Source organism: Amycolatopsis sp. CB00013 (genome assembly GCF_001905755.1).
Classification (GTDB): Bacteria; Actinomycetota; Actinomycetes; order Mycobacteriales; family Pseudonocardiaceae; genus Amycolatopsis; species Amycolatopsis japonica.
On the sequence record NZ_LIWC01000003.1, the window covers coordinates 360,218 to 383,025 of the forward strand.

The 22,808-nt window shown below is 69.1% G+C and carries 23 protein-coding genes and 1 tRNA gene; 14 read left to right on the forward strand and 10 right to left on the reverse strand.

The annotated features are described in order from the left end of the window. Positions 1 to 110: 110 nt before the first annotated feature. Positions 111 to 3,137, forward strand: a complete 3,027-nt coding sequence (locus AMK34_RS21310; RefSeq protein ID WP_073846542.1) for an AfsR/SARP family transcriptional regulator — start codon at positions 111 to 113, stop codon at positions 3,135 to 3,137. 619 nt (positions 3,138 to 3,756) lie between these two features. Here the strand turns inward: AMK34_RS21310 and AMK34_RS21315 are convergent. Further along, positions 3,757 to 4,116, reverse strand: coding sequence for a helix-turn-helix domain-containing protein (locus AMK34_RS21315; RefSeq protein WP_073846543.1), 360 nt, complete (start codon positions 4,114 to 4,116; stop codon positions 3,757 to 3,759). Between the two features lie 338 nt (positions 4,117 to 4,454). On the opposite strand from AMK34_RS21315, the gene AMK34_RS21320 reads away from it, so the two are divergent. Both AMK34_RS21320 and AMK34_RS21325 read left to right on the forward strand, forming a co-directional pair. Beyond that, on the forward strand, positions 4,455 to 5,639 hold the full coding sequence (locus AMK34_RS21320; protein ID WP_073846544.1) for a PQQ-dependent sugar dehydrogenase: 1,185 nt from the start codon (positions 4,455 to 4,457) through the stop codon (positions 5,637 to 5,639). Between the two features lie 118 nt (positions 5,640 to 5,757). After that, the gene (locus AMK34_RS21325; RefSeq protein WP_241832819.1) at positions 5,758 to 7,014 is read left to right on the forward strand and encodes an SON protein; all 1,257 of its coding nucleotides are present in this window, start codon (positions 5,758 to 5,760) and stop codon (positions 7,012 to 7,014) included. 67 nt (positions 7,015 to 7,081) lie between these two features. Here AMK34_RS21325 and argG read toward each other — a convergent pair whose 3' ends face one another. Then, complete coding sequence (argG, locus tag AMK34_RS21330; RefSeq protein ID WP_073846546.1) at positions 7,082 to 8,530, reverse strand: argininosuccinate synthase; 1,449 nt, start codon at positions 8,528 to 8,530, stop codon at positions 7,082 to 7,084. 398 nt (positions 8,531 to 8,928) lie between these two features. Here argG and AMK34_RS21335 point away from each other — a divergent pair, with 398 nt between their 5' ends. Both AMK34_RS21335 and AMK34_RS21340 read left to right on the forward strand, forming a co-directional pair. After that, complete coding sequence (locus tag AMK34_RS21335; protein WP_073846547.1) at positions 8,929 to 10,485, forward strand: molybdopterin-dependent oxidoreductase; 1,557 nt, start codon at positions 8,929 to 8,931, stop codon at positions 10,483 to 10,485. Positions 10,486 to 10,573: 88 nt separating this feature from the next. Next, a complete protein-coding gene (locus AMK34_RS21340) occupies positions 10,574 to 11,251 on the forward strand; it encodes a fasciclin domain-containing protein (protein ID WP_037342949.1) in 678 nt (225 codons plus the stop codon). Between the two features lie 60 nt (positions 11,252 to 11,311). Here the strand turns inward: AMK34_RS21340 and AMK34_RS21345 are convergent, their stop codons facing one another. The 5 genes from AMK34_RS21345 to AMK34_RS21365 form a co-directional block, all read right to left on the reverse strand. Next, a complete protein-coding gene (locus AMK34_RS21345; protein ID WP_073846548.1) occupies positions 11,312 to 11,617 on the reverse strand; it encodes a hypothetical protein in 306 nt (101 codons plus the stop codon). Continuing rightward, positions 11,614 to 12,015 (reverse strand): Asp23/Gls24 family envelope stress response protein, encoded by a 402-nt coding sequence (locus tag AMK34_RS21350; protein WP_038516917.1) that lies wholly within the window; start codon positions 12,013 to 12,015, stop codon positions 11,614 to 11,616. The genes AMK34_RS21345 and AMK34_RS21350 overlap by 4 nt, the downstream gene beginning before the upstream one ends. Next, positions 12,005 to 12,571, reverse strand: coding sequence for a hypothetical protein (locus AMK34_RS21355; RefSeq protein ID WP_073846549.1), 567 nt, complete (start codon positions 12,569 to 12,571; stop codon positions 12,005 to 12,007). The genes AMK34_RS21350 and AMK34_RS21355 overlap by 11 nt, the downstream gene beginning before the upstream one ends. Then, positions 12,562 to 13,143, reverse strand: coding sequence for an RNA polymerase sigma factor (locus AMK34_RS21360; protein ID WP_038524026.1), 582 nt, complete (start codon positions 13,141 to 13,143; stop codon positions 12,562 to 12,564). Before AMK34_RS21360 ends, AMK34_RS21355 begins: the two co-directional genes overlap by 10 nt. 147 nt (positions 13,144 to 13,290) lie before the next feature. Next, entirely contained in the window at positions 13,291 to 14,064 is a 774-nt protein-coding gene (locus AMK34_RS21365; RefSeq protein ID WP_073846550.1) for an ABC transporter permease, read from the reverse strand. A 76-nt stretch (positions 14,065 to 14,140) separates the two neighbouring features. Here AMK34_RS21365 and AMK34_RS21370 point away from each other — a divergent pair, with 76 nt between their 5' ends. Then, positions 14,141 to 14,614 (forward strand): MarR family winged helix-turn-helix transcriptional regulator, encoded by a 474-nt coding sequence (locus AMK34_RS21370; RefSeq protein ID WP_073846551.1) that lies wholly within the window; start codon positions 14,141 to 14,143, stop codon positions 14,612 to 14,614. Between the two features lies 1 nt (position 14,615). Here AMK34_RS21370 and AMK34_RS21375 read toward each other — a convergent pair whose 3' ends face one another. Both AMK34_RS21375 and AMK34_RS21380 read right to left on the reverse strand, forming a co-directional pair. After that, positions 14,616 to 15,779 carry an FAD-dependent monooxygenase gene (locus AMK34_RS21375; RefSeq protein WP_073846552.1) on the reverse strand — a complete coding sequence of 388 codons (1,164 nt, stop codon included), beginning with the start codon at positions 15,777 to 15,779 and terminating at the stop codon, positions 14,616 to 14,618. A 58-nt stretch (positions 15,780 to 15,837) separates the two neighbouring features. Then, the gene (locus AMK34_RS21380; protein ID WP_073846553.1) at positions 15,838 to 16,983 is read right to left on the reverse strand and encodes a CaiB/BaiF CoA transferase family protein; all 1,146 of its coding nucleotides are present in this window, start codon (positions 16,981 to 16,983) and stop codon (positions 15,838 to 15,840) included. A gap of 136 nt (positions 16,984 to 17,119) precedes the next feature. On the opposite strand from AMK34_RS21380, the gene AMK34_RS21385 reads away from it, so the two are divergent. The 7 genes from AMK34_RS21385 to AMK34_RS21415 all read left to right on the forward strand — a co-directional run bounded on the left by AMK34_RS21385 (position 17,120) and on the right by AMK34_RS21415 (position 22,350). Beyond that, a complete protein-coding gene (locus tag AMK34_RS21385) occupies positions 17,120 to 17,938 on the forward strand; it encodes an NAD(P)H-binding protein (RefSeq protein WP_073846554.1) in 819 nt (272 codons plus the stop codon). 73 nt (positions 17,939 to 18,011) lie between these two features. Next, positions 18,012 to 18,281, forward strand: a complete 270-nt coding sequence (locus AMK34_RS21390) for a hypothetical protein (protein ID WP_073846555.1) — start codon at positions 18,012 to 18,014, stop codon at positions 18,279 to 18,281. Between the two features lie 9 nt (positions 18,282 to 18,290). Then, on the forward strand, positions 18,291 to 19,682 hold the full coding sequence (locus tag AMK34_RS21395) for a sensor histidine kinase (RefSeq protein WP_073846556.1): 1,392 nt from the start codon (positions 18,291 to 18,293) through the stop codon (positions 19,680 to 19,682). After that, positions 19,679 to 20,341, forward strand: coding sequence for a response regulator transcription factor (locus AMK34_RS21400; RefSeq protein WP_073846557.1), 663 nt, complete (start codon positions 19,679 to 19,681; stop codon positions 20,339 to 20,341). The genes AMK34_RS21395 and AMK34_RS21400 overlap by 4 nt, the downstream gene beginning before the upstream one ends. Before the next feature lie 60 nt (positions 20,342 to 20,401). Continuing rightward, positions 20,402 to 20,986 (forward strand): DUF4956 domain-containing protein, encoded by a 585-nt coding sequence (locus AMK34_RS21405; RefSeq protein WP_038516902.1) that lies wholly within the window; start codon positions 20,402 to 20,404, stop codon positions 20,984 to 20,986. Continuing rightward, complete coding sequence (locus AMK34_RS21410; RefSeq protein ID WP_073846558.1) at positions 20,983 to 21,747, forward strand: polyphosphate polymerase domain-containing protein; 765 nt, start codon at positions 20,983 to 20,985, stop codon at positions 21,745 to 21,747. Before AMK34_RS21405 ends, AMK34_RS21410 begins: the two co-directional genes overlap by 4 nt. A 57-nt stretch (positions 21,748 to 21,804) precedes the next feature. Next, on the forward strand, positions 21,805 to 22,350 hold the full coding sequence (locus AMK34_RS21415) for a hypothetical protein (RefSeq protein WP_073846559.1): 546 nt from the start codon (positions 21,805 to 21,807) through the stop codon (positions 22,348 to 22,350). Positions 22,351 to 22,354: 4 nt separating this feature from the next. Here the strand turns inward: AMK34_RS21415 and AMK34_RS43220 are convergent, their stop codons facing one another. Continuing rightward, entirely contained in the window at positions 22,355 to 22,504 is a 150-nt protein-coding gene (locus tag AMK34_RS43220; RefSeq protein WP_198941709.1) for a hypothetical protein, read from the reverse strand. Between the two features lie 222 nt (positions 22,505 to 22,726). On the opposite strand from AMK34_RS43220, the gene AMK34_RS21420 reads away from it, so the two are divergent. Beyond that, positions 22,727 to 22,800: transfer RNA gene (locus AMK34_RS21420), tRNA-Ile, on the forward strand. The last annotated feature ends 8 nt before the right edge of the window (positions 22,801 to 22,808 follow it).

A 22,808-nucleotide genomic window follows, 5' to 3' on the forward strand; every position in this document is an offset into this window, starting at 1 on the left:
AAGTTTGACAATTAAGCCGATGACCTGGCCTTATGCGCGGACGGGTGGAAAAATGATCCGGCGGGACAGGGGTGGCGAACCCGGGTTCGCCATGGGGAAGGGGCGCACTCGTGGAAATCGCTTTCGGAATTCTCGGGCAGACGGCCATGCTAATGCACGGGAATGTGGATGTGAACTGGGCGGGTCCTCGGCCGAGGCAGGTGCTGACCGCGTTGCTGACGGCCCCGAACCGCCGATTGGCGCTGGACGTCGTCGTCGACTGGGTGTGGGAAGAGCACGAGAAGGCGCCACAAGACGCCCACTCGACGCTTCACCAGAACGCGACCAAGCTCCGCCGGGCGTTCGACGAAAATTCCGTGCCCGCGAAGGTGAGTGTGGGCAAAGCCGGTTGCCTGCTGGAGATCGAGCCGGCACTGATCGATCACTTCGGCTTCCAGGTCATGATGGACAAGGCCGTCCGGTTCCGTGAACTCGGTCAGCACGACCGCGCGCTCGTCGAAGCGCTTTCGGCCCTCCGGCTGTGCCGGGACGAACCCATGGCCGATCTCCGGACCGAGCGTGCCGACGCATGGCGCGCCTTATGGGAGCGCAATACGTGGATACCCGCCAACGCGTTCGTCGTGGCGGAGCATTTGGCGACCGGAAAAGCCGACGCCGCGGTGCGAAAACTGGCGGAACTCGAACAGGCGCATCCGAGGGAACTGAGTTTCGAGAAATTGAAGATCCGGGCGCTGGCCGAAGCCGACCAGCCCGCCGAAGCCGCCGATTTCTTCCGGGCGACGTATGCCCGTTACCGGGAGGCGGGGGAGACAAGGGCCGCGGACGAACTGCGGGCCGTCAACGACAAGGTGCTGATCCGGCCGGATCGGGTCATCCCGCGGCGCAAACCGGCCCCCCTCGATTCCGCCGGCCAAAGCGACCACGTGATAAGGCATTTACCGCCGGACGTCGACGATGTCGCGGGAAGAGTAGATCTGATAGCGCTGCTCGACGCTTACACGACCGATTCCGCGGGCGCGCCGAAACGGGCCGCGGTGGTGGTGAACGGAGGACCCGGGGTCGGGAAGACGACCTTGGCGGCCAAATGGGCCCACCGTGCGGAACGGCGGTACCGGCACGGCGCGGTCATGCTGGATCTTCGCGGTGACAGCCAGGCCGCGAAGGCCGACGCCGGCGAGATAGTCGACACCCTCTTGTCGTTGCTGGATTTTCCGGTCGACCAAGTGGTCAATCCGATCGCCCGCGCCGCGAAACTGTCGGCGCTGCTCGCCCGGCGCTCGATGCTCGTGATCCTCGACAACGTGCGCAGTTCCGATCAGGTCGCGCCGCTGCTGGGTGTCCTGTCGTCGTGCACGGTGCTGATCGTTTCGCGGTGGCGCCTGAAATCCTTGTCGGCGAAGCTGACTCCGCCGGTGATCACGGTGTTCCCACTCGCCGACCGGTATTCCTCCGCTCTGTTGACCCGGCGGATCGGTCACCGCGCACGAGACGACGCGGAGGGAGTGGAAGAGCTGGTGCGGCTGTGCCGGGGCAACCCGCTGGCGCTGACCCTGGTGGCCGAACGCGCCATCTCCCGCGCGGGCACGCGGATGCGGACCTTGGCGAGCCAGTTGCGCGACGCCGACCTGTTTCTGGACCTCGGCGACGAAGGCGACTGGCCGGGGATGAGCCTGAGGTCCGCCTTCGCCCTTTCGTACCAGGACCTCGAACCCGCCGAGCGGCGCGTGTTCGCCCTGATCGGCCTGCACCCGAGCGCCGAGATGACCACCGAGGTGATCGCCGCCGCGGACGGGCGCCCGGCATCGGAGGTACGGCGCTCACTCGACATACTGGTCGCCGCGCATCTGATCGAACACCCCGCCGATCTCGACCGGTATCGCGTGCACGACCTTCTCCATCTGTATGCCGCGTCCCTGGCCACCCAATTGTCCGATGTGGACCTCGCGCGAAGGAAGATGTTCGAGTTCTACCTGCGCGTGGTCATCGACGCGTATCGCCTGCAGTTCCCGCACAAAGAGCTGCTGAACCTGCCTCCGATGGTGCGGACGGCGCCAACGCCCGGGTTCCGGAACGTCGCCGAAGCGCGGCAATGGGTGTTGCGGGAACGAAAGTCTCTGATGGCCATCAGCGCGGCGTCGGAAGGCGTTCTCAACGGGATCTCGTATCTCCTGCCCGCGATGGCCTCCGAATTCTTCCTGTTGCAGGGGAGATACCCCGACGCGGTCGAAGGGCTCACCATCGCCGTCCGTGCCGCGACGGCGCAAGGCGACGAGGGCTCGCTGGCATCGTGCCTGAACGATCTCGGAGTCGTGCACATGCTCGCCGGCGCCGACGACGCGGCCGAGCGGTGTCTGCTGCGCGCGCTGGAACTGGCCGACGCGCACGGGATCGCGATCGGCGGTGTGACGACCAGGCTGAACCTGGCCCGAGTGCACTTCCATGCCGGTCGCGCGGCCGAAGCGGTCGAAAGGTACCGGAAGGTACTTCCGGCCGTCCGCGCGCTGGGCGAGCCGATGTTGTGCGCCAGCGCGGAGCACCGCTTCGCCGACGCGCTGCTCGAGGTGGGCGGTCACGACGAGGAAGCGCTCACTCTGTACCGGGAGGCCTTGAGGCATCGGCGTGCGGCCGGTGATGCCACGGAACTGATGCGGGCACACGCCGCCCTCGGCGCGTTGCTCGTTCGCCTCGGCAGGCTCGCCGAAGCGTCGGCGGAGTGCGCCGCCGGGCAAGCGTTGATCGAGGCGAGCCAAGATCTTCCGACGGTCATGAAGCTCAATACGGTGCTCGCTCAGCTTCGGCACGCGGAAGGCGACGCCCGAGCGGCGCTCCGGCACGCGCATCTGGCGGTCGCGTTGGCGAACCGGACCCGGCACGCGACAGGGCGGGCCCGGGCACTTTCCGCACTGGCGGCCGTCCTCTGTGAGCACGGCGATCCCGACGACGCGCGGGAACTGTGGCAGGAGGCCGCGGAGCTCTACCGCGGGCGGGCTCGTCTGGCGAAGGCGGACGCGATCGAGACGCTGCTGGCGGAACTGGACGCGCACGGGCCGCTCGTCCCGGCGGCTCGTAAAGGTGACGGAGACACCGTGGCGATGCCTCCGCCGCATCTCCGGATCGTCCGCGACCAGCGTTCCTGAGACGTCAAACGGTACCGCTGGGTAACAATCGGACGTGTGGATATCCGGCCGTGTAATGCTACCCAAAGCAGCTTTCGTGGCGATCCATACACTCTTTGGTGGCGAGTGAATTCCGTGAATTAGGCCGTTTCCGCGATTACTGATCAGTAGATCACGGATGCGCATCTCGGTGAGGCGGTGGCCGTTGCCCGCGGCGCGTGGCACCGATGCGCCGACGTTTGCGCCAACGTGGTCGAACTTGCGTGTGCGCAGAGAGAAACCGCACGTCAAGCCCATCGTGTGGCGTGTTGCTGCGACGGTTGCGCAATGGTGTGACGGGGCGCTGAAAGCGGCTGACTGAGTGGCTGTAGGCTGCCCTCGTCACTCACAAGGAGACCTTCAATCCAAGCCTGCTTAATTTGCGAATGAGCTCTTCGCAAGCCTGAAGATGCGACCCTATCGGGCGGGTGGGCGCACACCAAGAGAGACGTGGAAGGAGCAGGCAAGCGTAATGGAACGCTACATCTGGATTGTGTACTCTGCGTGACGATCGAAGTCGTGCGCTGTGAGTAGGGCTTCGGGTCTCCGGGCGCGGCACTGCCCGCCCGGGGTATCCGGCTTCGGGGGCTGGTCGCAAGACTTACTGTTGTCGCCCTCGTGGGCGCAGGGTAACGCCTTCGGCGAGAAGGATTCGGCGGGTCTGGTTGTAGCTCATGCCGTGAATGTCGGCGAGCTGCCGAATGCTCCGGCCCGACAGATAGGCGTTGACCAAGCCTGGAGGTGTGGGCGGGAGTTGGATTTTCGGCGGCCGGAGCGTGACACCGGCGGCCAGCAGGGTGATGCGTACCTTGTGATAACTCAACGCGTAGCGTGCCGCGAGACCTTCGATCGTCTCGCCGTCGTTGTAAAGACGGACAAGCTCATCGTTCAGTGAGCCGAGGTCGTCCCCGCGCTCGGTGGCGCCGGTATGTTCCCCGGGGCTGTCATCTTCTTCGGTCATCAGATCATCGCCGCCCGCACAGCTGATCGATCGTTGTCCGACGCGAGGTCCCTGGTGGCCCAGGCTCCATTTCGACCCTCCAGCCAACGGCATGACCGCCGGATCCCACACCGCTATCCGAGTGTTTCGACTCGCAGGTGGCGGTCGAGAGCGGCGGGTCGCCGACGGCTTGCGGGCGCATGGTGTCCATTCCGCGAGTGCGTTGCCGCAACTCCATCCCTCAGAGGACTGCTCCGCGCCGGAAAGAAACCCACGAGAACCTCGCGTATGGAGGTACCGCCGCTCCGCCGACCGCTGTTGAATTGGACCAGACCATTCACTGGCGATTGGAGTCCTTCATGACGCGACGGCACCTCCGCCGGGGGTTGTCCCTGGTGGCCGGGCTCGCCTTGGCCGGGGCGCTGCTCCCGGCCGCGAGCAGCGCGGAGACCCAGGAAGCGCGGGGTGTTCCGCTCGGCGAGCTGACCGCCACGGCGACCAAGGTCGCGTCCGGGCTGGTGAACCCGACCGCGATCACGGCGCTCGACGACGGGAGCGGCCGGATCCTCATCGTGGAGAAACGAGGAGTCGTCCGGGCTTACCACCCCAGGACCGGACTCGCCGCCAAACCGGTCCTCGACATCAGTGACAAGGTGAACGGCGCGGACGTCGAACGCGGGCTGCTCGGGCTCGCGATCGCCAAGGACAGGCGTGCGTACGTCGCGTACACCCGCAAGTCCGACAGCGCGGTGACGTTGTCCCGCGTCCGGTTCGACACCGGTGAGCTCACCGAGCTGATCACCCAGCCGCACGCCGAGTTCCCCAACCACAACGGTGGCCAGCTGGCGTTCGGCCCGGACGGCTATCTGTACTGGGGAATCGGCGACGGCGGCGGAGGCGGCGATCCGCTGGCCAGCGGGCAGCGGCTGGACACGCTGCTGGGCAAGATCCTGCGCGTCGACGTCAACCGTGCGTGTCGTCCGCTGAAGTACTGCGTCCCGGCGGGCAACCCGTTCATCGGGGTTGCGGGCGCGCGGCCGGAGATCTGGTCGTACGGGCTGCGCAATCCCTGGCGGTTCTCCTTCGACCCGGCCGACGGTTCGCTGTGGATCGGCGACGTCGGCCAAGGCCGCTTCGAGGAGGTCGACCACCTCGCCAAGGGCAAGGGCGGCGCGAACTTCGGCTGGTCCTGCAAGGAGGGGCCGGTCGTGTTCGACGAGACGCGATGCGAGGACGGCGTGACCTACACCGAACCGGTCTTCCACTACATCTCCGGCGCGGAGGGCTGCGCGGTGATCGGCGGGCACGTCTACCGGGGCCGGAAGTACGCCTCGCTGGCGGGCGGGACGTATCTCGCCACCGACTTCTGCCAGGGTACGGCGTGGGCCGTCCGCAAGAAGGCCGACGGCACTTACGAAAGCGCCCGGATCGGCCAGTTCCCGCTCGACGCCACCACGTTCGGCACCGATCAGAACGGCGAGCTGTACCTGGCCGACGAACAGCCCGGCGGACTGCACCGGATCTCGTTCGCGCGCAAGGGCTGAACCGGCTTCCCCTGCCGCGTCCGCCCGGCGCGGCAGGGGACCTGATCTCGTTTCATCAAGTTTTCATCCTCCCTCCATAGCTTGGGTTCGTTCGGTGAATTCAGTGATGGAGGGCGACGTGGAGCAATCATTCCCACCCGAGGGCGCGCAGTGGCCGCCGCCGCAGGGCTGGGTCCCGCAACCGGTACCGGCGCCACCCGTCCGGAAACCCCGGTGGCCGCTGTTCGCGGGGATCGCCGGGCTGGTGGTGGTGCTCCTCGCGGGTCTGACGACCTGGTTGCTGTGGCCGTCGAAAGCCGGCCACGAACCCTTCGAGCAGGCACTGGCCGGGCTTTCCTCGGCGCCCGCCGTCCGGAACAGCACCTCCGCGGTCGGCGGGATGATCGAGACGGACGTCAAGACCACGGCGTACGGCGAGACGTCCGGCACGATGTCCTTCCAGGGCAAGAAGATCGAGATCCTCGTCGTCGGCGGCAAGGTCTTCTTCAAGGCGCCCGACGGGATGCTGCCCGGGGCGTCCGCGGAGTCGGCCGAGGAGCTCAAGGACCGGTGGATCACCGGTGAGGACGAGCTGTTCGGCCCCGTCCTGCAACAGTTCGAGTCTCCGGAGAAACTCGCGACCCGGTTGCGCGAGGCGCTGGAGCGGGCGGATGAGATCACCGAGGGCCCGAACATCCGGGACGTCCCGGCGCTCAAGGCGAGCACGCCCGCCGGTGACCTGTACGTGTCGAAGGAAGCGCCGCACCGGCTTCTCCGGTACTCCGTGAAGATGCCCGGCGGCATGCCTTCCCTGCCCGGCGCGGGTTCGCGGCCGCAGCTGCCGTCGGGCGCCGGTCTCGGTGACTCCGATGTGGACGCCTTGTCGCCGCAGGAGACCGACGCCGTCTACGAAGAACTGACGTCGAACACCAAGAAGCTGACCGGTGCCGTCAATACCGGTGTGCGGTTCGACATGGACGGCGCGGCCACGGTCGCGTGCAGTGCCTCGGGCTGCACGGTGACCGCGAACGTCTCGAGTTCCGCCTCGGCGAGTGGCGGGAAGGTCACCGGCCAGGTCAACGCCACGATGACCGCGAACGTCACCATCGGCGGCCGCTCGGCGGGCAGTTGCCGGAACACGGCCACACTGCCGCTGAACGGCTCCGGTTCGATCAGCTGCGTCAACGGCGGGGCCGGCAGCGTCTTCTCGGCCGTCGAGGCGGAGAAGAAGGCGGACGCGGAAGCGCGGTCGCGGGCGTCGGGCGGCGTTCCGGTCCAGTACCAGATCGAGAGCATCGCCTCGGTTTCCGTGCTGGCCGAAGCGATCGGGCAGGTCGAGATCACCCGGCTCGTGGACGAGCTGGGACAGCGGCGGTCCCAGCTCGGCGGCAAGTAAAGAAACAGCGCCGGGCGAACGGCTTCGATGCCGCGCGCCCGGCGCTTTCGCGTCCCGTCTATTCGGGTCAGTCCGTACCGGATTCGATCGCGGCGTGGTCGAGCAGTTCGTCCTCGCCCGAGGCCTTGCCGCGCGAGGCGATCGCCTGCGCGCCGCCCGCGTCCATCGCCCCGATCAGGCCGGTCGACGCGGCCTGCGCGGCGCCGATCAGCGTCGGGTGCCCGCCGCCGACCATGCCGAGCCCGGCGTACTGCTCGAGCTTGGCGCGCGAGTCCGCGATGTCGAGGTTCCGCATGGTGAGCTGGCCGATCCGGTCCACCGGGCCGAACGCCGAGTCTTCGGTGCGCTCCATGGACAGCTTGTCCGGGTGGTAGCTGAAGAACGGGCCGGTGGTGTCGAGGATCGAGTAGTCCTCGCCGCGACGCAGCCGCAGGGTGACCTCGCCGGTGACGGCCGCGCCGACCCACCGCTGCAGCGACTCGCGCAGCATCATCGCCTGCGGGTCCAGCCAGCGGCCTTCGTACATCAGCCTGCCGAGGCGGCGGCCCTCGTTGTGGTAGCTGGCGAGGGTGTCCTCGTTGTGGATCGCGTTGACGAGCCGCTCGTACGCCGCGTGCAGCAGCGCCATGCCCGGCGCCTCGTAGATACCGCGGCTCTTGGCCTCGATGATCCGGTTCTCGATCTGGTCGGACATGCCGAGCCCGTGCCGTCCGCCGATGGCGTTGGCCTCCAGGACCAGGTCGACGGCGGTGGCGAACTCCTTGCCGTTGATCGTCACCGGGCGGCCCTGCTCGAAGCCGATCGTGACGTCCTCGGTCGCGATCTCGACCTCGGGGTCCCAGAACCGGACGCCCATGATCGGGTTCACGATCTCGATGCCGGTGTCGAGGTGCTCCAGCGACTTGGCCTCGTGCGTCGCACCCCAGATGTTCGCGTCGGTGGAGTAGGCCTTCTCGGTGCTGTCCCGATACGGCAGGCCGTGGGCCTGCAGCCACTCGGACATCTCCTTGCGGCCGCCGAGCTCGCTGACGAACGCGGCGTCCAGCCACGGCTTGTAGATCCGCAGGGACGGGTTCGCGAGCAGGCCGTAGCGGTAGAACCGCTCGATGTCGTTGCCCTTGAAGGTGGAGCCGTCGCCCCAGATCTGGACGTCGTCCTCGAGCATCGCGCGCACCAGCAGGGTGCCGGTGACCGCGCGGCCGAGCGGGGTCGTGTTGAAGTAGGTGCGGCCGCCGTTGCGGATGTGGAAGGCGCCGCAGGACAGCGCCGCGAGACCTTCCTCGACCAGCGCGGCCTTGCAGTTGACGGCGCGCGCGATCTCGGCGCCGTAGGCCTTCGCCCGGCCAGGGACCGACGCGATGTCGGGTTCGTCGTATTGGCCGATGTCAGCGGTGTAGGTGCACGGCACTGCACCCTTCTCGCGCATCCACGCGACCGCTACCGAGGTGTCGAGGCCGCCGGAGAAGGCGATCCCGACGCGTTCGCCGACAGGCAGAGAGGTGAGTACCTTGGACATGATGGAAGTATATGCATAGGTGTGTATGACCATGCAAGCCGGGGTGAGCGGCGCAACTCGGGTGGGTGCTCGCGTGGGTCGTGAGTGGCGTTTCGTGTTCTAACCCGAATCGCCACTCACGACCACCTGTACCGAGACGGTGGCTTCGCGTGATTGGGCGGACGGCACGTGTGATCCGACGGACGACACACGTGATCAGATGGACGACACGCTCGCGGTGAAGCTTTCGCCGTGAGTCGTCCGTCCAGACACGCGTGTCGTCCGTCGGATCACGTGTGTCGTCCATCCAGTCACGCAAGACCGCCAGTAGGTACTCAGGACACGGTTGGTTCTAACCCGAATCGCCACTCACGACCCACGCGACCTGTCCGCCGGCCCGGCCGCCTCGAATACCTGGCATGGAGACTTCGCGGGCCGCTCGGCAACCACGCCTTCCCTTCTTCGGGGCGGCGCTGATCGGGGTCGTGGCCCTCGCCGCGGCCTTGGCGGCCGGCCATCTGGTGGCCGGGTTCATCAGCGCCAACGCCTCGCCGTACCTCGCGGTCGGCAACGGGGCGATCGATCTGACGCCGGTCGGGCTGAAGGATTTCGCGGTCCGCACGTTCGGCGTCTACGACAAGCTCGTGCTGCTCGGCGGGATGGCCGTGGTGATGGTGCTCGCCGCCGCCGTGGCCGGGATCGCCTCGCGCCGGTCACCCGTTCCGGGCATCGTGCTGATCGCCGCCTTCGGCCTGCTGGGCGGGCTCGCCGTGGCGCTGCGGCCCGACCTCTCGGCGGTCGCGCTGCTCGCGCCGCTGGCCAGCCTGATCGCCGGGGTCGGCGTCTTCTTCTGGTTGCATCGCCTGGCCTCGGCCGGTCCTCGGGACGAAGTCGCGGGCGCCACACCCTCGCGCAGGTCGGTGTTGCTGGCCGGAGCCGGTGCCGTCGTGGCCGCAGGAGCGGCGGGAGCCGGAGGACAGCTTCTCGCAGGTACGCGAGACGCGGAGTCCTCGCGGACGGCCGTCGGGCGGCTCGTTCCCGCCGAGCCGGCGCCGCCCATTCCGGCCGACGCGGACTTCGCGAAACTCGGCACACCGACGTTCCTCACCTCGAACCGCGACTTCTACCGCGTCGACACGGCGCTTTCGGTGCCGCAGGTCCGGGCCGAGGACTGGAGCCTCCGGCTGCACGGCATGGTGCGTGAGGAAAAACGGTTCAGCTACGACGACATCCGCGACCGGCCGCTGATCGAACGCACGATCACCATGACCTGCGTGTCCAACGAGGTCGGCGGGACGTACGTGTCCACCGCGAACTTCATCGGCGTGGACCTCGGGGACTTGGTGCGGGAGGCCGGGATCCTGCCCGGTGCCGAGCAGATCTTCTCCACCAGTGTCGACGGCTGGACCGCGGGCAGCCCGGTGGTCGCTGCGCTCGATCCGGAGCGGGGCGCGATGCTCGCGATCGGGATGAACGGCGAACCACTGCCGGTGGAACACGGATTTCCCGCGCGCATGGTCATCCCCGGCCTCTATGGCTATGTTTCGGCGACGAAATGGGTCAAGGACCTGGAGATCACCACGTGGAAAGCGCGCCGCGCGTACTGGCTCGATCGCGGCTGGGGTGAGCAGGCCCCGATCAAAACGCAGTCCAGGATCGACAGTCCGAAAGGATTCGAAACGGTGCCCGCCGGCAAGGTCCGGGTCTCGGGTGTCGCGTGGGCGCAGCACACCGGGATCGAGCGGGTCGAAGTCCGGCTCGGCGCGAACGGAAGCTGGCTGCCCGCAACGCTTTCCCGTGAGGTGGGGCTGAACACCTGGCGGATGTGGTGGACCGAATTCGACGTTCCGGTAGGCAGCCATCAGGTCACCGTCCGGGCCGTCGACAAATCCGGCTACACCCAGACCGACGCGCGCGCCGGAACCGTTCCCGACGGGGCGACCGGCTGGCACGTCATCAGTTTCACCGCGCGGTGATCGGCGTCACTCGAATGGGTGGCAATCCGATTTCACCGTGGTTCCGAATACCCGGCAAGAGTCCGAAAAACAAATGGAGTGATTTTCCGTGAGCAAGCTTCGCGTCGCAGGAATCGGTTTCACCGCGGTCACCGCGCTGGCCCTGGCCGCCTGCAGCAGCAACGACAGCGCTTCGTCCGGCAGCTCCAGTAGCGCCCCCGCGCCCGCCCCGTCCTCGTCGATGTCGGCCCCGATGTCCAGTGCCGCTTCCGGTGACGGGGTCACCACCAACGCCGACGTGTTCGGCCCGGCCTGTTCGCAGCTGCCGCAGGGCAGTGCGCCGGGTTCGCTGGACTCGATGGGCCCGCAGCCGGTCGCCAGTGCCGCCTCGACCAACCCGTTGCTGACCAAGCTGGTCGCCGCGGTGAAGGCCACCAACCTGGTGGACACGCTCAACAGCCAGCAGGCCATCACCGTGTTCGCCCCGGCGGACCCGGCCTTCGAAGCCTTGGGCGAGGCCAAGTTCACCGAGCTGGCCGGCAAGCCGGACCAGCTGGCCCCGATCCTGCAGTACCACGTCGTCGGCAAGCGTTACGACGCCAAGGGCCTGGAGTCCGCCAAGTCCGTGGAGAGCCTGAACACCGCGGGCGGCCCGGTCAAGATCGAGGGCTCCGGCGAGAACATGACCGTCAACGGCGCGAAGATCCTGTGCGGCAACATCCCCACCAAGAACGCCACCGTCTTCGTCATCGACAAGGTGCTGACCCCGGGTACCAACAAGAACTAGGTCCCCGCCCCGGCGATCGCGGTGGCCACGCCTTCGGGCGCGGCTACCGCGATCTTCGTGTCAGGGAACGAGCGCGGCGGCGTCCACATCGGTCACCACGAGCCGCAGACTCGCGTTCTCCCAAGGGGTTCCGGTCAGCACGGCACGCAACGCGGCCCCGGCGACCTCCGTGAGCGGTGGGATCGGCACCTCCAGCGCGACCACGCGGATCTCGACGACGTCCTCGGAGATGTCGACGGCCATCACGTCGAGATCCCACGGCACCGCCGACGCGGCGGCCGTGGTCGACGGCGTGGCCGCGCGCAGTCCCGGTATCTCGCGGAGAGCGCTGAGCAGCGAAGCGGTCAGTTCGGAACGTGCGGTCACAACAGTCCTCCACGGATTTCGATGTCCAAAATGGACACCGAGACGGCGGACGGGGTGAGCCCGGTCGCCTCGGTGACCGCCTTGCCCACGGCCCGCTGCACCGCCTGTGCGGTCGCGGCGGCCTGGTCCAGGCCGGAGAGCGAAAGGTCGATCTCCACCCGCACGTCCGGCGGGTCGTGCTCGACGAACGCGCGGACCCCTTCCGTGGGCGCCGGTTCGAGGCCCTTGATCCGCTGCCGCGCGATCCTGGTCAGCGAACCGGCCAGCCCGCGCAGCCCGGGTTCCAGGCGTACCACGCCGGGGACCCGGGCCGCGGCGTGCGCGGCGACCGCCGCGATCACCGGCGGGGCGATCACCGTCTCGACCAGGTGCCGGGCCGGTGCCTGCTCACGCGTCATAGAGGTCCTCCACCACCAGATCGAGCCGGGCCAGGCGGACGCCGACCCTGGCACCCGCCGCCGCGGTGACCCGCTCGCGGACGACGTCCAGCGAGTCACCGTCGAAATCATGCGCGATCGCCAGGTTCAGCTCCACGTTCACGGCCAGCGGGTCGGTGATGTCGGGTGCGGGCAGGACCCGGCAGCGCCGCGCGCGGACGCCGTCGACGGAGTCCGCGGCGAACCGCAGCACGGCCGCGACCGCCTGATCGCTCACCTGGACCTCGCCCGGCTCCGGGCTCGCCAGCGGCACCAGATCGCGACGTCGCACCTCGGCGCGGATCGCGGACATGATGCGGCCGGTGAGGTCCGGCGACGGCTCGGCGTCGTCGTCGGCCAGCTCCCTGGTCAGCCCGCGCAGCACCAGCAGGCTTTCGCGGGTCGCCCGGCAGTGCGGGCAGTCGAGTTCGTGCGCGTCCGCCCGGCCGGCGTCGACCTCGTCGAGCCGTTCCCAGACCTGTTCCACATCACGGCCGCACGGCAGCAGGTAGTCGCGGGTCGCGTGGTTCATCGCCATGGCGCCATCACCTCCGCCAACTGTGCTCGTGCTCGCGCGATGCGTCCGCGCACCGCGGTGGTGGTCGCCCCGATCGCCTTCGCGATCTCCTCGTAGGAGCGACCGTGGACCTCGCGCAACAGCCAGCAGGCCCGTTGCTCGGCGGTCAGCTGGTCCAGCGCCCCGGTGAGCGCCGTCATCTGCGCGCTCGTCTCGGCCGCGCGGTCCGGACGGCCCGCCGAACCGGTGGACTCCTGCTGGTCCAGCTCGACGTCGGCCACCGGCTTCCTGGCGCGGATCACGTTCAGGCACCGGTTGGTCGTCATCCGGTAGAGCCAGCCGACGAACGCCGCGTCCTCCTGCAACTGGTCGAGCCGCCGCCAGGCGACGAGGAACACCTCCTGGACGACGTCTTCGGCGTCGCCCTTGTTCCCCAGCATCCGCAGCGCCAGCCGGTACATCGGCCCCTGGAACCGCAGGACGAGCTGCTCGTACGCGCGGATCTCGCCGTCGCGGGCGCGCGCCACCAGCGTCGCGTCGTCCAGCACCGTTTCGCCGGCCGCGAGCGGCTCTGTTCTCGCTGAAGTCGTCATCGAGCGCACCTGTGCAGCGCCGTCATGCCGAAGCTCCCTTCACCCCACCCGGGCAGGTGGTCACCCTTAAGACACCGCTTCCCCGGAAACGTCACGCGGGAAACCCGATCCAGCCGACCACGGCACGGCGGATCGCGCACGCCGAAGTCAGGTGATCGCCCGGCGGCGGAACGCCCAGAGACCCGCGGGAGTGAGCACGACCAGCGCGAGGGTCAGCGCGAGCGCGCAGAGCCACGCGGGCAGGTGGGCGAATTCGGGGGTCAGTGCGCCGCGCAGGCCCTCGCTGACGTAGGTCATCGGATTCAGTGTGCACAAGGCGCGGAACCAGGGGACGGCGGTGAGCTCGGGGAACGGGAACTGGGCGGAGCCGGTGAACAGCAACGGCGGCATCACCAGTGAGAAGGTGATCCCGATCCGGGCGGGGGAGACGAGGGAGCCGATAGTCACCCCGGCCGCGCCGCCCGCCAGCGCGCCGAGCACGGTGTACCCGAGCGCCGCCGGGAGACCGGCGGCCCGCCAGGACAGGTCGCCGAGCACGAGCGCGCCGACCGGGACCATGAGGACGGCCGTGACCAGGCCCCGCGACGCCGCCGCGAAGATCCGCTCGACGACGATCCAGGCGAGCGGCACGGGTGCCCGCAGCCTGTTCTCGATGGTGCGGGTGGCGAACTCCATGGCCAGCGGGAAGGACGCGTTCTGAGCGGCGGCGAAGAACGCGTTCAGCGCGACCAGACCGGGCAGGAGCAGCCGCGCGTACCCGGGTGGGGTGTAGCCGAGCGCGCCGAGGACCTTTCCGAACACCAGGAGCATCAGCAGGGGTTGCATGAGCACCTGCGCCAGCACTCCGCCGAGCTGCTTCCGGGTGATGAGCAGATCGTGTTCCAGCAGCCCCCAGAACACGCGCCACGGGTCCGGGGTCATATACGAAGCTTACGCTTGCTTATATCCGCTCGTTCGGTGAAATTAGCCCGATGTTGCGAAGTGTTAGCGTTGCATCATGAATGAAGCCACGCAGACCGCGGAGTCGGTTCGCTGGGCCGTTTCGCGGTTGTCGTCCCGGCTCCGGGCCGAGCAGCCCGGCGAAGACGGGAGCTTGAGCAGGCTGGCCGCGTCGGTGCTGGCGAACCTGCGGCACAGCGGGCCGTCGACCGTCAGCGCGCTCGCCGCGATCGAGGGATTGCAGCCGCAGTCCCTGACCAGGGTGCTCAACGCGCTCGAAACGGAAGGCCGCGTGGCCCGGCGTCCCGACGAGCACGACCGCCGGGCTCAGCGGATCGCGATCACCGACGACGGCCGCGAAGCCCTGCGCGCACACGTCCGCGACGGCAACCGCTGGCTGGCCGGGGCCCTCGACGAAACACTGACCCCCGCGGAACGCGAGATCGTGCGGGTGGCGGCGGGACTTCTGCTCCAGGTCGCCGAACACGGATCCGGGGAAGGACGCGGACACGGGGCCGCGCCGCCGCTCTGAATCAGCCCTGCCGGGCGAGCGCGGGGTACTCGTCGAGGGTGATGTCGGTGGCGAACCTGTCGGTCACCCACAGCATCCCGCGCAGCAGGAACCGGCGCTTGAACATCTGGTCGCGCAGCTTGATCCGCAGGGTGGTCGGCGGTGCGAGGAACGGCCCGGCGTTGGCGTTGCGGGCGATCTTGGCGTAGCCGAGGAACTTCTCGTCGTACCGGCGGAAGGCGAGTTCGTGGTCGCCGTCCGCCGCGGCGAGTTCGCCCGCGATGACGTACGCGGCCACGACGGCGAGCCCCGTGCCGAAGCCGCCCAGCGTGTTGCCGTACGCCGCGTCGCCGAGCAGCGCGACGCGTCCGGTGGAGTAGCCGTCCATCGTCACCCGGGCGATCGAGTCCAGGTAGATGTCGTCCGAGCGCTTCACCATCTCCATCAGCTCGGGCAGCCGCCAGCCACCGCCCTCGAACGCGGCGGCCAGGATCTCCTTCTGCCGGCCGGTGTCGTACCGGTCGTAGCTGATTTCCGGGGAGGCGAACACGAAGAAAGCGGTCGCCTTGGGCCCGCCGGTGGCGGCCATGCGGCCGGGCTCGTTGTACATCACGGCCGGGCCGCCGTCGGTTTCGCCGGTCTCGACCAGGGCGTAGTAGTGGCCGAGGTGCTGCACGTAGCCGGCTTCCGGGCCGAACGCCAGCCGTCGCACGGTCGAGTGGATGCCGTCGGCGCCGAAGACGAGGTCGAACCGCCTCGGGGCTTCGCGCTCGAAGGTGACGTCGACGCCGTCGGAGGTCGCGGTCAGCGAAGTGATCGAGTCGCCGAAGACGTACTCGCAGTCCGCTGAGGTCCGGTCGTACAGGATCCGGGCCAGATCGCCGCGCCGGATCTCGACGTCGCCGCCGGTGAACTCACCGGGCAGGACGGCGAGCGGCCGCCCCTCGGCGTCGACGATGGTCTGGTCGAGCCCGCCGGTCTGCTGCCGCTCGATCTCGTCGAGGATGCCCATCCGCTCGAGTACGGCGCGGTGGGTGGCGCCCTTGAAGTCGACGGCCTGACCGCCGCCCCGGAGTTCCGGCGACCGTTCGACGACGGTGACCGCGTAACCCTGGCGGGAGAGCCAGAAGGCGAGCGCGGGACCGGCGATGCTGGCGCCGGAGATGAGGACTGTCTTGTTCGTCATGGCAGGAGCTTCACGGCCGGCGTTGACGAAGCACTGACAGTCCGCTGACCGCTCCTCGTCAGCTCCAGCCGGGCAGGGGAAGGGTGAGTTGCCCAGGGGCGTCCGGCGGCGCCGTCTCGTAGCGCGGTGGTGTCGCCGACAGCCCGATCGGGTTGCGGGTCAGCCGCACGGAGGTGCCGTCGGGCCGCGGGAGATCGACCGTCGGGTTCAGGCCGAGCCGTTCGGCCAGCGCGAACGCGCCCGCGACGTCGTTGACTTCCCCGGCGGGAACGCCTGCCGCGCTCAGCTCCGCCGCCCACTCGGCCGCGGGCCGCTTGCCCAAGTGGTCTTCGAGCAGCGCGCGGAGCCCGGTCCGGTGCGCGACCCGCGCCGGATTGGTCGCGAACCGGCTGTCCTCCGCGAGTTCCGGCAGGCCGATGACCTCGCACAGCGCCGCGAACTGCCGGTCGTTGCCGACGGCGAGCGCGAGTTCGTGATCGGCGCAGGGGACGAGTTCGTACGGGGCGATGCTGGGATGCCGGTTGCCCATCCGCGCCGGGACCGTCCCGCCGGAGGTGTAGGCGCTGCCCTGGTTGACCAGGGCGGCGAGCAGGCTGGACAGCAGGTCGATCTCGACGCGCTGTCCCTGCCCGGTGCGGTCGCGGTGGCGCAGGGCGGCGAGGATGCCGACGCTCGCGAACAGCCCGGCCAGGACGTCAACGAGCGCGACGCCGACCTTCTGCGGCTCGCCCGCCGGGTCGCCGGTGATGCTCATCAGCCCGCCGACGGCCTGGATGAGCAGGTCGTAACCGGGCAGCGCGGCGCCGCCGCCCGAGCCGAAACCCGTGACGGAACAGAGGACGAGGCCGGGGTTCGCCGCCAGCAGCACCTCCGGGCCGAGGCCGAGCCGCTCCATCACGCCTGGCCGGAAGTTCTCGACCACGACGTCGGCCTCCAGCGCGAGCGCGCGGGCCTGGGCGAGGTCGTCCGGATTCCCGAGGTCCAGCGCCACACTCGTCTTGTTCCGGTTCACCGACTGGAAGTACGTCGCCTGACCGGCCGCGTCGTAGGGCGGGCCCCAGCTGCGGGTGTCGTCGCCCGTGCCCGGCCGCTCGACCTTGATCACCGTCGCGCCGAGGTCGGCCAGCAGCATGGTGGCGAACGGGCCGGCGAGCACCCGCGAGAAATCGAGGATGCGGAGCGGGCCGAGTGCGGTTTCGGACATGGCCCGACCCTAAGCGGACCTTCGCGTCTTCGAAGTTGTGATCGCGCTCACGAACCCAATACTTTCCTCTAGGTACCTACTATCTCCAGGAAGGTAGCTTCGGTCGCGTCAACGCAACGTGATTCGAGGAGAGACCATGATCGTGGTGACCGGAGCGACCGGGAACGTGGGACGGCTGTTGGTGGAAACCCTTGCCGCGGCGGGAGAAGAGGTGACGGCGGTGTCGCGCCGGATCTCGGCGGCGGACGTGCCCGACGGGGTGCGGACCGTGCAGGCCGACCTCGCCAGGTCCGACGGATTGAAGCAGGTCTTCGACGGCGCGGATCGGATTTTCCTGTTGACCTCAGGGGAATTCATGGCGGCGGGTGGTGACGTCGCGGAAATCGTCGCGGCGGCCGGGGGAGCGGGGATCGTTCTCCTGTCTTCCCAAGGTGTCGGGTCCGGGCGGCACGCGCCCGCGTTCGAAGAGGCGGTCAAAGCGTCGAGTCCTGAATGGACGGTGCTGCGGCCCGGCGGTTTCGCGTCGAACGCCCTCCAGTGGGCGCCGGCGATCCGGGCCGACCGAGTGGTCGCCGCTCCGTTCGGCGACATCGCCTTGCCCGTCATCGATCCGGCGGACATCGCCGACGTCGCGGCGGCAGTGCTGCGCGAACCCGGCCACCACGGCCGGACCTACGTGCTCACCGGACCCGAGCCGATCTCGCCCCGTCGGCAGGCGGCCGACCTCGGCGAGGCGCTGGGCGAGCCGCTGCGATTCACCGAGCTGAGCGAGGACGAGGCCCGCGCCGCGATGTCGGAGTTCATGCCGCCGGTGGTCGTGGAGGCCACGCTCTCGATCCTCGGCGCGCCCACGGAGGACGAACTGCGGGTCAGCCCCGACGTCGAAAAGGTCCTCGGCCGGCCGGGACGCACGTTCGCCGAATGGGCGGCACGGAACGCGGCGGCGTTCAAATGAGCGGGAGGGCTCGATGAGAAAGTTCTCATCGAGCCCTCATCGGCGGCTCACCCGGTCCGGGCAGCCTGGGGGTATGCGAGTCCGAATCATCGTCCTGGCCGGGGTCGCCGCCGCCGTGGTGGCGGCCACCGGCACGTTCGCCGTCATCGCGGCCACCGCGGTCTCGCCGCCCGATCTCGGTCCTGCCGTGGTGGCCCCCGCGGGCCGCGCGGTCTCCGGAGCGGGGGAATCGGGCGCCCCGCCCGCCGTCGTCCCGCCCCGGCTGGCCGGGCACGACGACGACGTCGATGATGGTGAAGACCATGACGGTGACGACCATTTCGACTTCGACCTCGACGACTGAGCGGGGCCGATGAGCGCCCGCGCCCGGATCCTCGCGTGGGTCCTGCTGGTCGTGCTGCTCGCGCTCGCCGGTTCGCTGCTGGCGACCCGGACCGTCCTGCACAACCAGCTGGACCAGCGCCTCGACAACGAGATCGCGCACGAGACCGGCAAACTCCGCGCCTTCCTGGCGTCGCCGGATGCCCGTCCGGCCGGGCAGCCCGCCACCGTCGAGGCGGTCCTCGGCCGCCACCTGGAACGGAACCTGCCCGAGAAGTACGAGACGTTCTTCTCGATCAGCGACGGTGCCGCGTCGAGGCGGAGCGCGATCGAGCCGCCGGTCCGCCTCGACACGGACCCGAAATTCGTCGCCGAACTCTCCAGGGCCACGAGCCCGGCGTACGGCACGGTCACCACCGCTGTCGGGTCCGCGCGCTACGGCGTCGTCCCGGTGACCATCGAAGGCTCGCCGGGCCGTGGCGCGCTGGTGATCGTCGAGTTCGTCGACCACGCCGCGGGTGAGATCAACGACGTCGTCGGCGTGATGGCCGCGATGTCGGGCGCCGCGCTGGTACTGGCCGGGCTGATCGGCTGGCTGGTCGCCGGCCGCATCCTCGCGCCGGTCCGCGAGGTGCGCCTGGCCGCCGAGCAGATCGGCGAAACCGACCTTGCCTGCCGGATCGAGGTCCGGGGCTCGGATGACGTCGCCGCGCTCGGCCGCACCTTCAACACGATGCTGGACCGGCTCGAAAGCGCCTTCGCCGGGCAGCGCGACTTCATCGACGACGCCGGGCACGAACTGCGCACACCGATCACGATCGTCCGCGGCCATATCGAGCTGATGGGCGAAGATCCCGAGGAGAACGCGGAGACGCGGCGGCTGGTCCTCGACGAACTCGGGCGGATGCAACGGATCGTGGACGATCTGCTGGTGCTCGCCAAATCCGGCAACCCCGGCTTCCTCGCACCCGGTGAGACCGACCTCGCCGATCTCACCGTCGAGACCCTGGCCAAATCCCGTCCGCTGGCCGACCGCGTCTGGCGGCTCGACGCGGTGGCCGAGGTGAAGGTCCGCGCGGACGGGCAACGGCTCGCGCAGGCCTTGCTGCAGCTGGTCTCGAACGCCGTACGGCACACTTCGCCCGGCGAGGAGATCGCCCTCGGCTCCGAGGTGACGGCGACGACGGCGCGGCTCTGGGTCCGTGACACCGGCGAGGGTGTCCCGCCGGATTCGAGGAGCCGGATCTTCGACCGGTTCAAACGCGGCAGCAACTCCAGTGGTGACGACGGAGCCGGGCTCGGCCTGGCGATCGTCGCCGCGATCGCCGAAGCGCACGGCGGCCGGGTGCTGCTCGACACCGTGCCCGGCGAAGGAGCGACGTTCACCATGGAGATCCCCGTCGCGGAAGGTGCGGACCGGTGACCAGTGTGCTCGTGGTGGAGGATTCCGCCAGGATCGGTGCCTTCGTCGAGAAAGGCCTGCGGGCGCAGGGTTTCGCCACCCGCTGGGTGAAGACCGGCTCCGAAGGCCTGACCGAGGCGCTGACCGGCGCGCACGACCTCGTCGTCCTCGACCTCGGTCTCCCGGACCTCGACGGCTCGGATCTGCTGCGGGCCCTGCGCGCGGCGGGCCGGACGGTGCCGGTGATCATCCTGACCGCGCGGGACAGTGTCGTCGACCGGGTCGCCGGGCTGTCCGGCGGCGCCGACGACTACCTGGCGAAACCCTTCGCCTTCGAGGAATTGCTGGCGCGGATCCGGTTGCGGCTAAGGGGAAATACCGAAGTCGAGCCGGCGGTGCTGCGAGCCGGGGACCTCGCCCTCGACCTGCGCACACGGCGGGTTTCGGTGGCGGGGGAGGAGAAGGATCTCACCGCCCGCGAGTTCGCGCTGCTGGAGACGTTGCTGCGCAACCGCGGCCAGGTGCTGTCCCGCGAGCAACTGCTCGGCGGGGTCTGGGGTTTCGATTTCGATCCGGGCTCGAACGTGGTGGACGTCTACATCCGTTACCTGCGCGGGAAGATCGGCGCCGAGCGGATCGAAACCGTGCGGGGGATGGGCTACCGTCTCGGTGAGTCCTGATGAGACGGTTCTCATCGCGCTCTCACGACGGTCTCTTTCTCGGGCGGCACAGTGGTTTCCATGACCACGACACTGCTTCATCTCGCCGTCGACCTCGTCGCCGCCGTGATCCTCGCCTACGGCATCTACGCCCGTCGCCATCATCGTGGTGACCTCGCGTGTGCCTATCTCGCGCTGAACGTCGGCGTCTGCGTTTCGGTCGCCGTGCTGCTGTCCGTGTCGACCGCGAGCGCGCTCGGGCTCGGCCTTTTCGGGGTACTGTCGATCATCCGGCTGCGGTCCGATTCGATCAGCCAGCAGGAGGTCGCGTACTACTTCGTCGCGTTGGTGCTCGGCCTGGTGAACGGGCTGCCGTCCGCGGACTGGCGGATCGTCGCCGTCTTCAACGTGCTGCTGCTGGCCGTCATGTACGTCGCCGACCACCCGTCGCGCACTCGTGGTCCGCAGCGGCGGACGGTCGTGCTCGACACCGTGTATCCCGACGAGCAGACGATGCTGATGGAACTGCGCGCGCGGCTCGGCGGAACGGTCGTGCGGCACAGTGTGTCCGAAGTGGACTATGTTCGCGAGGTCACCGTCGTCGACGTCCGGTTCCGGCCGGACACCGCAGCCGTCGTCCACGGCGCTCCGGCGGGGCACCGGTGAACGCGCGCGGGACGGCCACCGTCGCCGCGGTGGCGAAGAAGCTTCCTTCGCTGTCGCTGACCGAAGTCGTCGCCACGAGCGGGCTGATGAGCCGGACGGACCGCAAGTACGTCCTGTCGCTCAACGACTTCCTGGCCGTCACCGACGTGCTGTCGCTCCGCTGCCTGGAAATCGGCGGGCAACGGGTGTTCGGCTACTCGTCGACCTATTTCGACACGCCGGATCTGGCGATCTTCCGCGCGCACCGGCAGGATCGCCGTCGCCGGTTCAAGATCCGCACGCGGACCTACACCGACTCGGCCGACACCTACTGCGAGCTCAAGGTCAGCGGACGGCGCGACGAAACGGTCAAGGTCCGCCGTCCGCATCCGGCCGAGGCGGCGCATGGCCTGACCACGCCCGCGCTGACGTTCCTGGACGACGCCCTCACCGCCGCCTACGGCCGCCCCGCGCCCCGGCCGCTGCTCCCGGCGCTGGTCACCGACTACCGGCGGACCACCCTCGTCACCGCCGACACGCGGATTACCTGCGACACGTCGCTGGTCTGGCGCTCCGGCGCGCGAAGTCTGGCAGCGGGGGACGACCTGGTGCTGTTGGAGGTGAAGTCGGCTTCCGAGCGCAACAGCGTCACCGAGGCTCTGGCGAAACTGCGGATCCGGGAGCAGTCGGTCAGCAAGTACTGCGCGGGCCTCGTGGCGCTGGGGCTGGCGACCGGCGGGAACCGGTGGCGACCGGCGCTGCGGCGGCTCGGGGTGGCGTAACGGTCGCGACGCGTCCGCCGACCCTTGCCTTCGGGTTCCGAGTGAGGGAGGACGAACATGAGGACCAGGGAGAAGGCCGCGCTCGCCGTGGCGGGGCTGGCCGTCGCCGCGGCCGGGGGCACGGTGTTCGCCGGCACGTCCGGCGCCGTCGGCCCGTCGCCGGCGCCGAGCGTGCAGGCCGCGGAGACGTCGTGTGTGACCGACGGCGCCGGGATGTGCACCGTGCAGCACGCGCTGGGCGCGGTCCCGGCGGTGGTGGTCGTCTCGGCGAACACGCCGGGACAGTTCAACGCGTACATGCTGAACACGGTGCAGGGTTCGTACACGGCGACCACGTTCAAGGTGCGGGCGATGTTCGACCAGACCACGCCGAAGGTGGGCGGGGCGATCTGGTTCAACTATGCGGCCTATGGCGGGGCGCCGGTGACGACCAGTCCGACACCGACGAAGCTTCCGCCGTCGACAACGCCGAAGCCGACGCCGACCAGCGCGACACAGGCGCCGACTACGACGCCTCCGACAAGTGAGACGCCTATCCCTGGCACTACGCCTCCGGGAGGCGGTTCGGGCTCGGGTGGCAGACTGTCCAAAAAGGACAAGTAATCGACTACTGCGGCGGCCGGTCGTCCAGCTCGTCGGACAGGATCACGTCGATCCGGAGACCGGCTCGCCGCAGTACCCGGATGCTCGCCCTCAGTGGCAACACGATGCCGATGACGACCACGACACCGAGCCCGATGGCGACCGGATTCGCCACGAGCGCCTCCCTGCCCGATGGGCCCGGACGGCGAGCCGCCCGGCGCTGGTCCCTGAAACCTAGACGAGCCGGCTTTGCCCGGCGCCGGAAACCAGCTGATCGGCCTAGGCGATCGGGGCAGGTGAACGCTGTGATAGCTTGGAGCGAACTGGGACTTCTGTGCGTTCGCAAACCCGCTGTTCGGGCGGGGACGGCTCCCGCGGAGGTGCCAGGGCACCGTTGGGGCCGGTAGCTCAGTTGGTTAGAGCAGGGGACTCATAATCCCTTGGCCGTCGGTTCGAGCCCGACCCGGCCCACAACATCA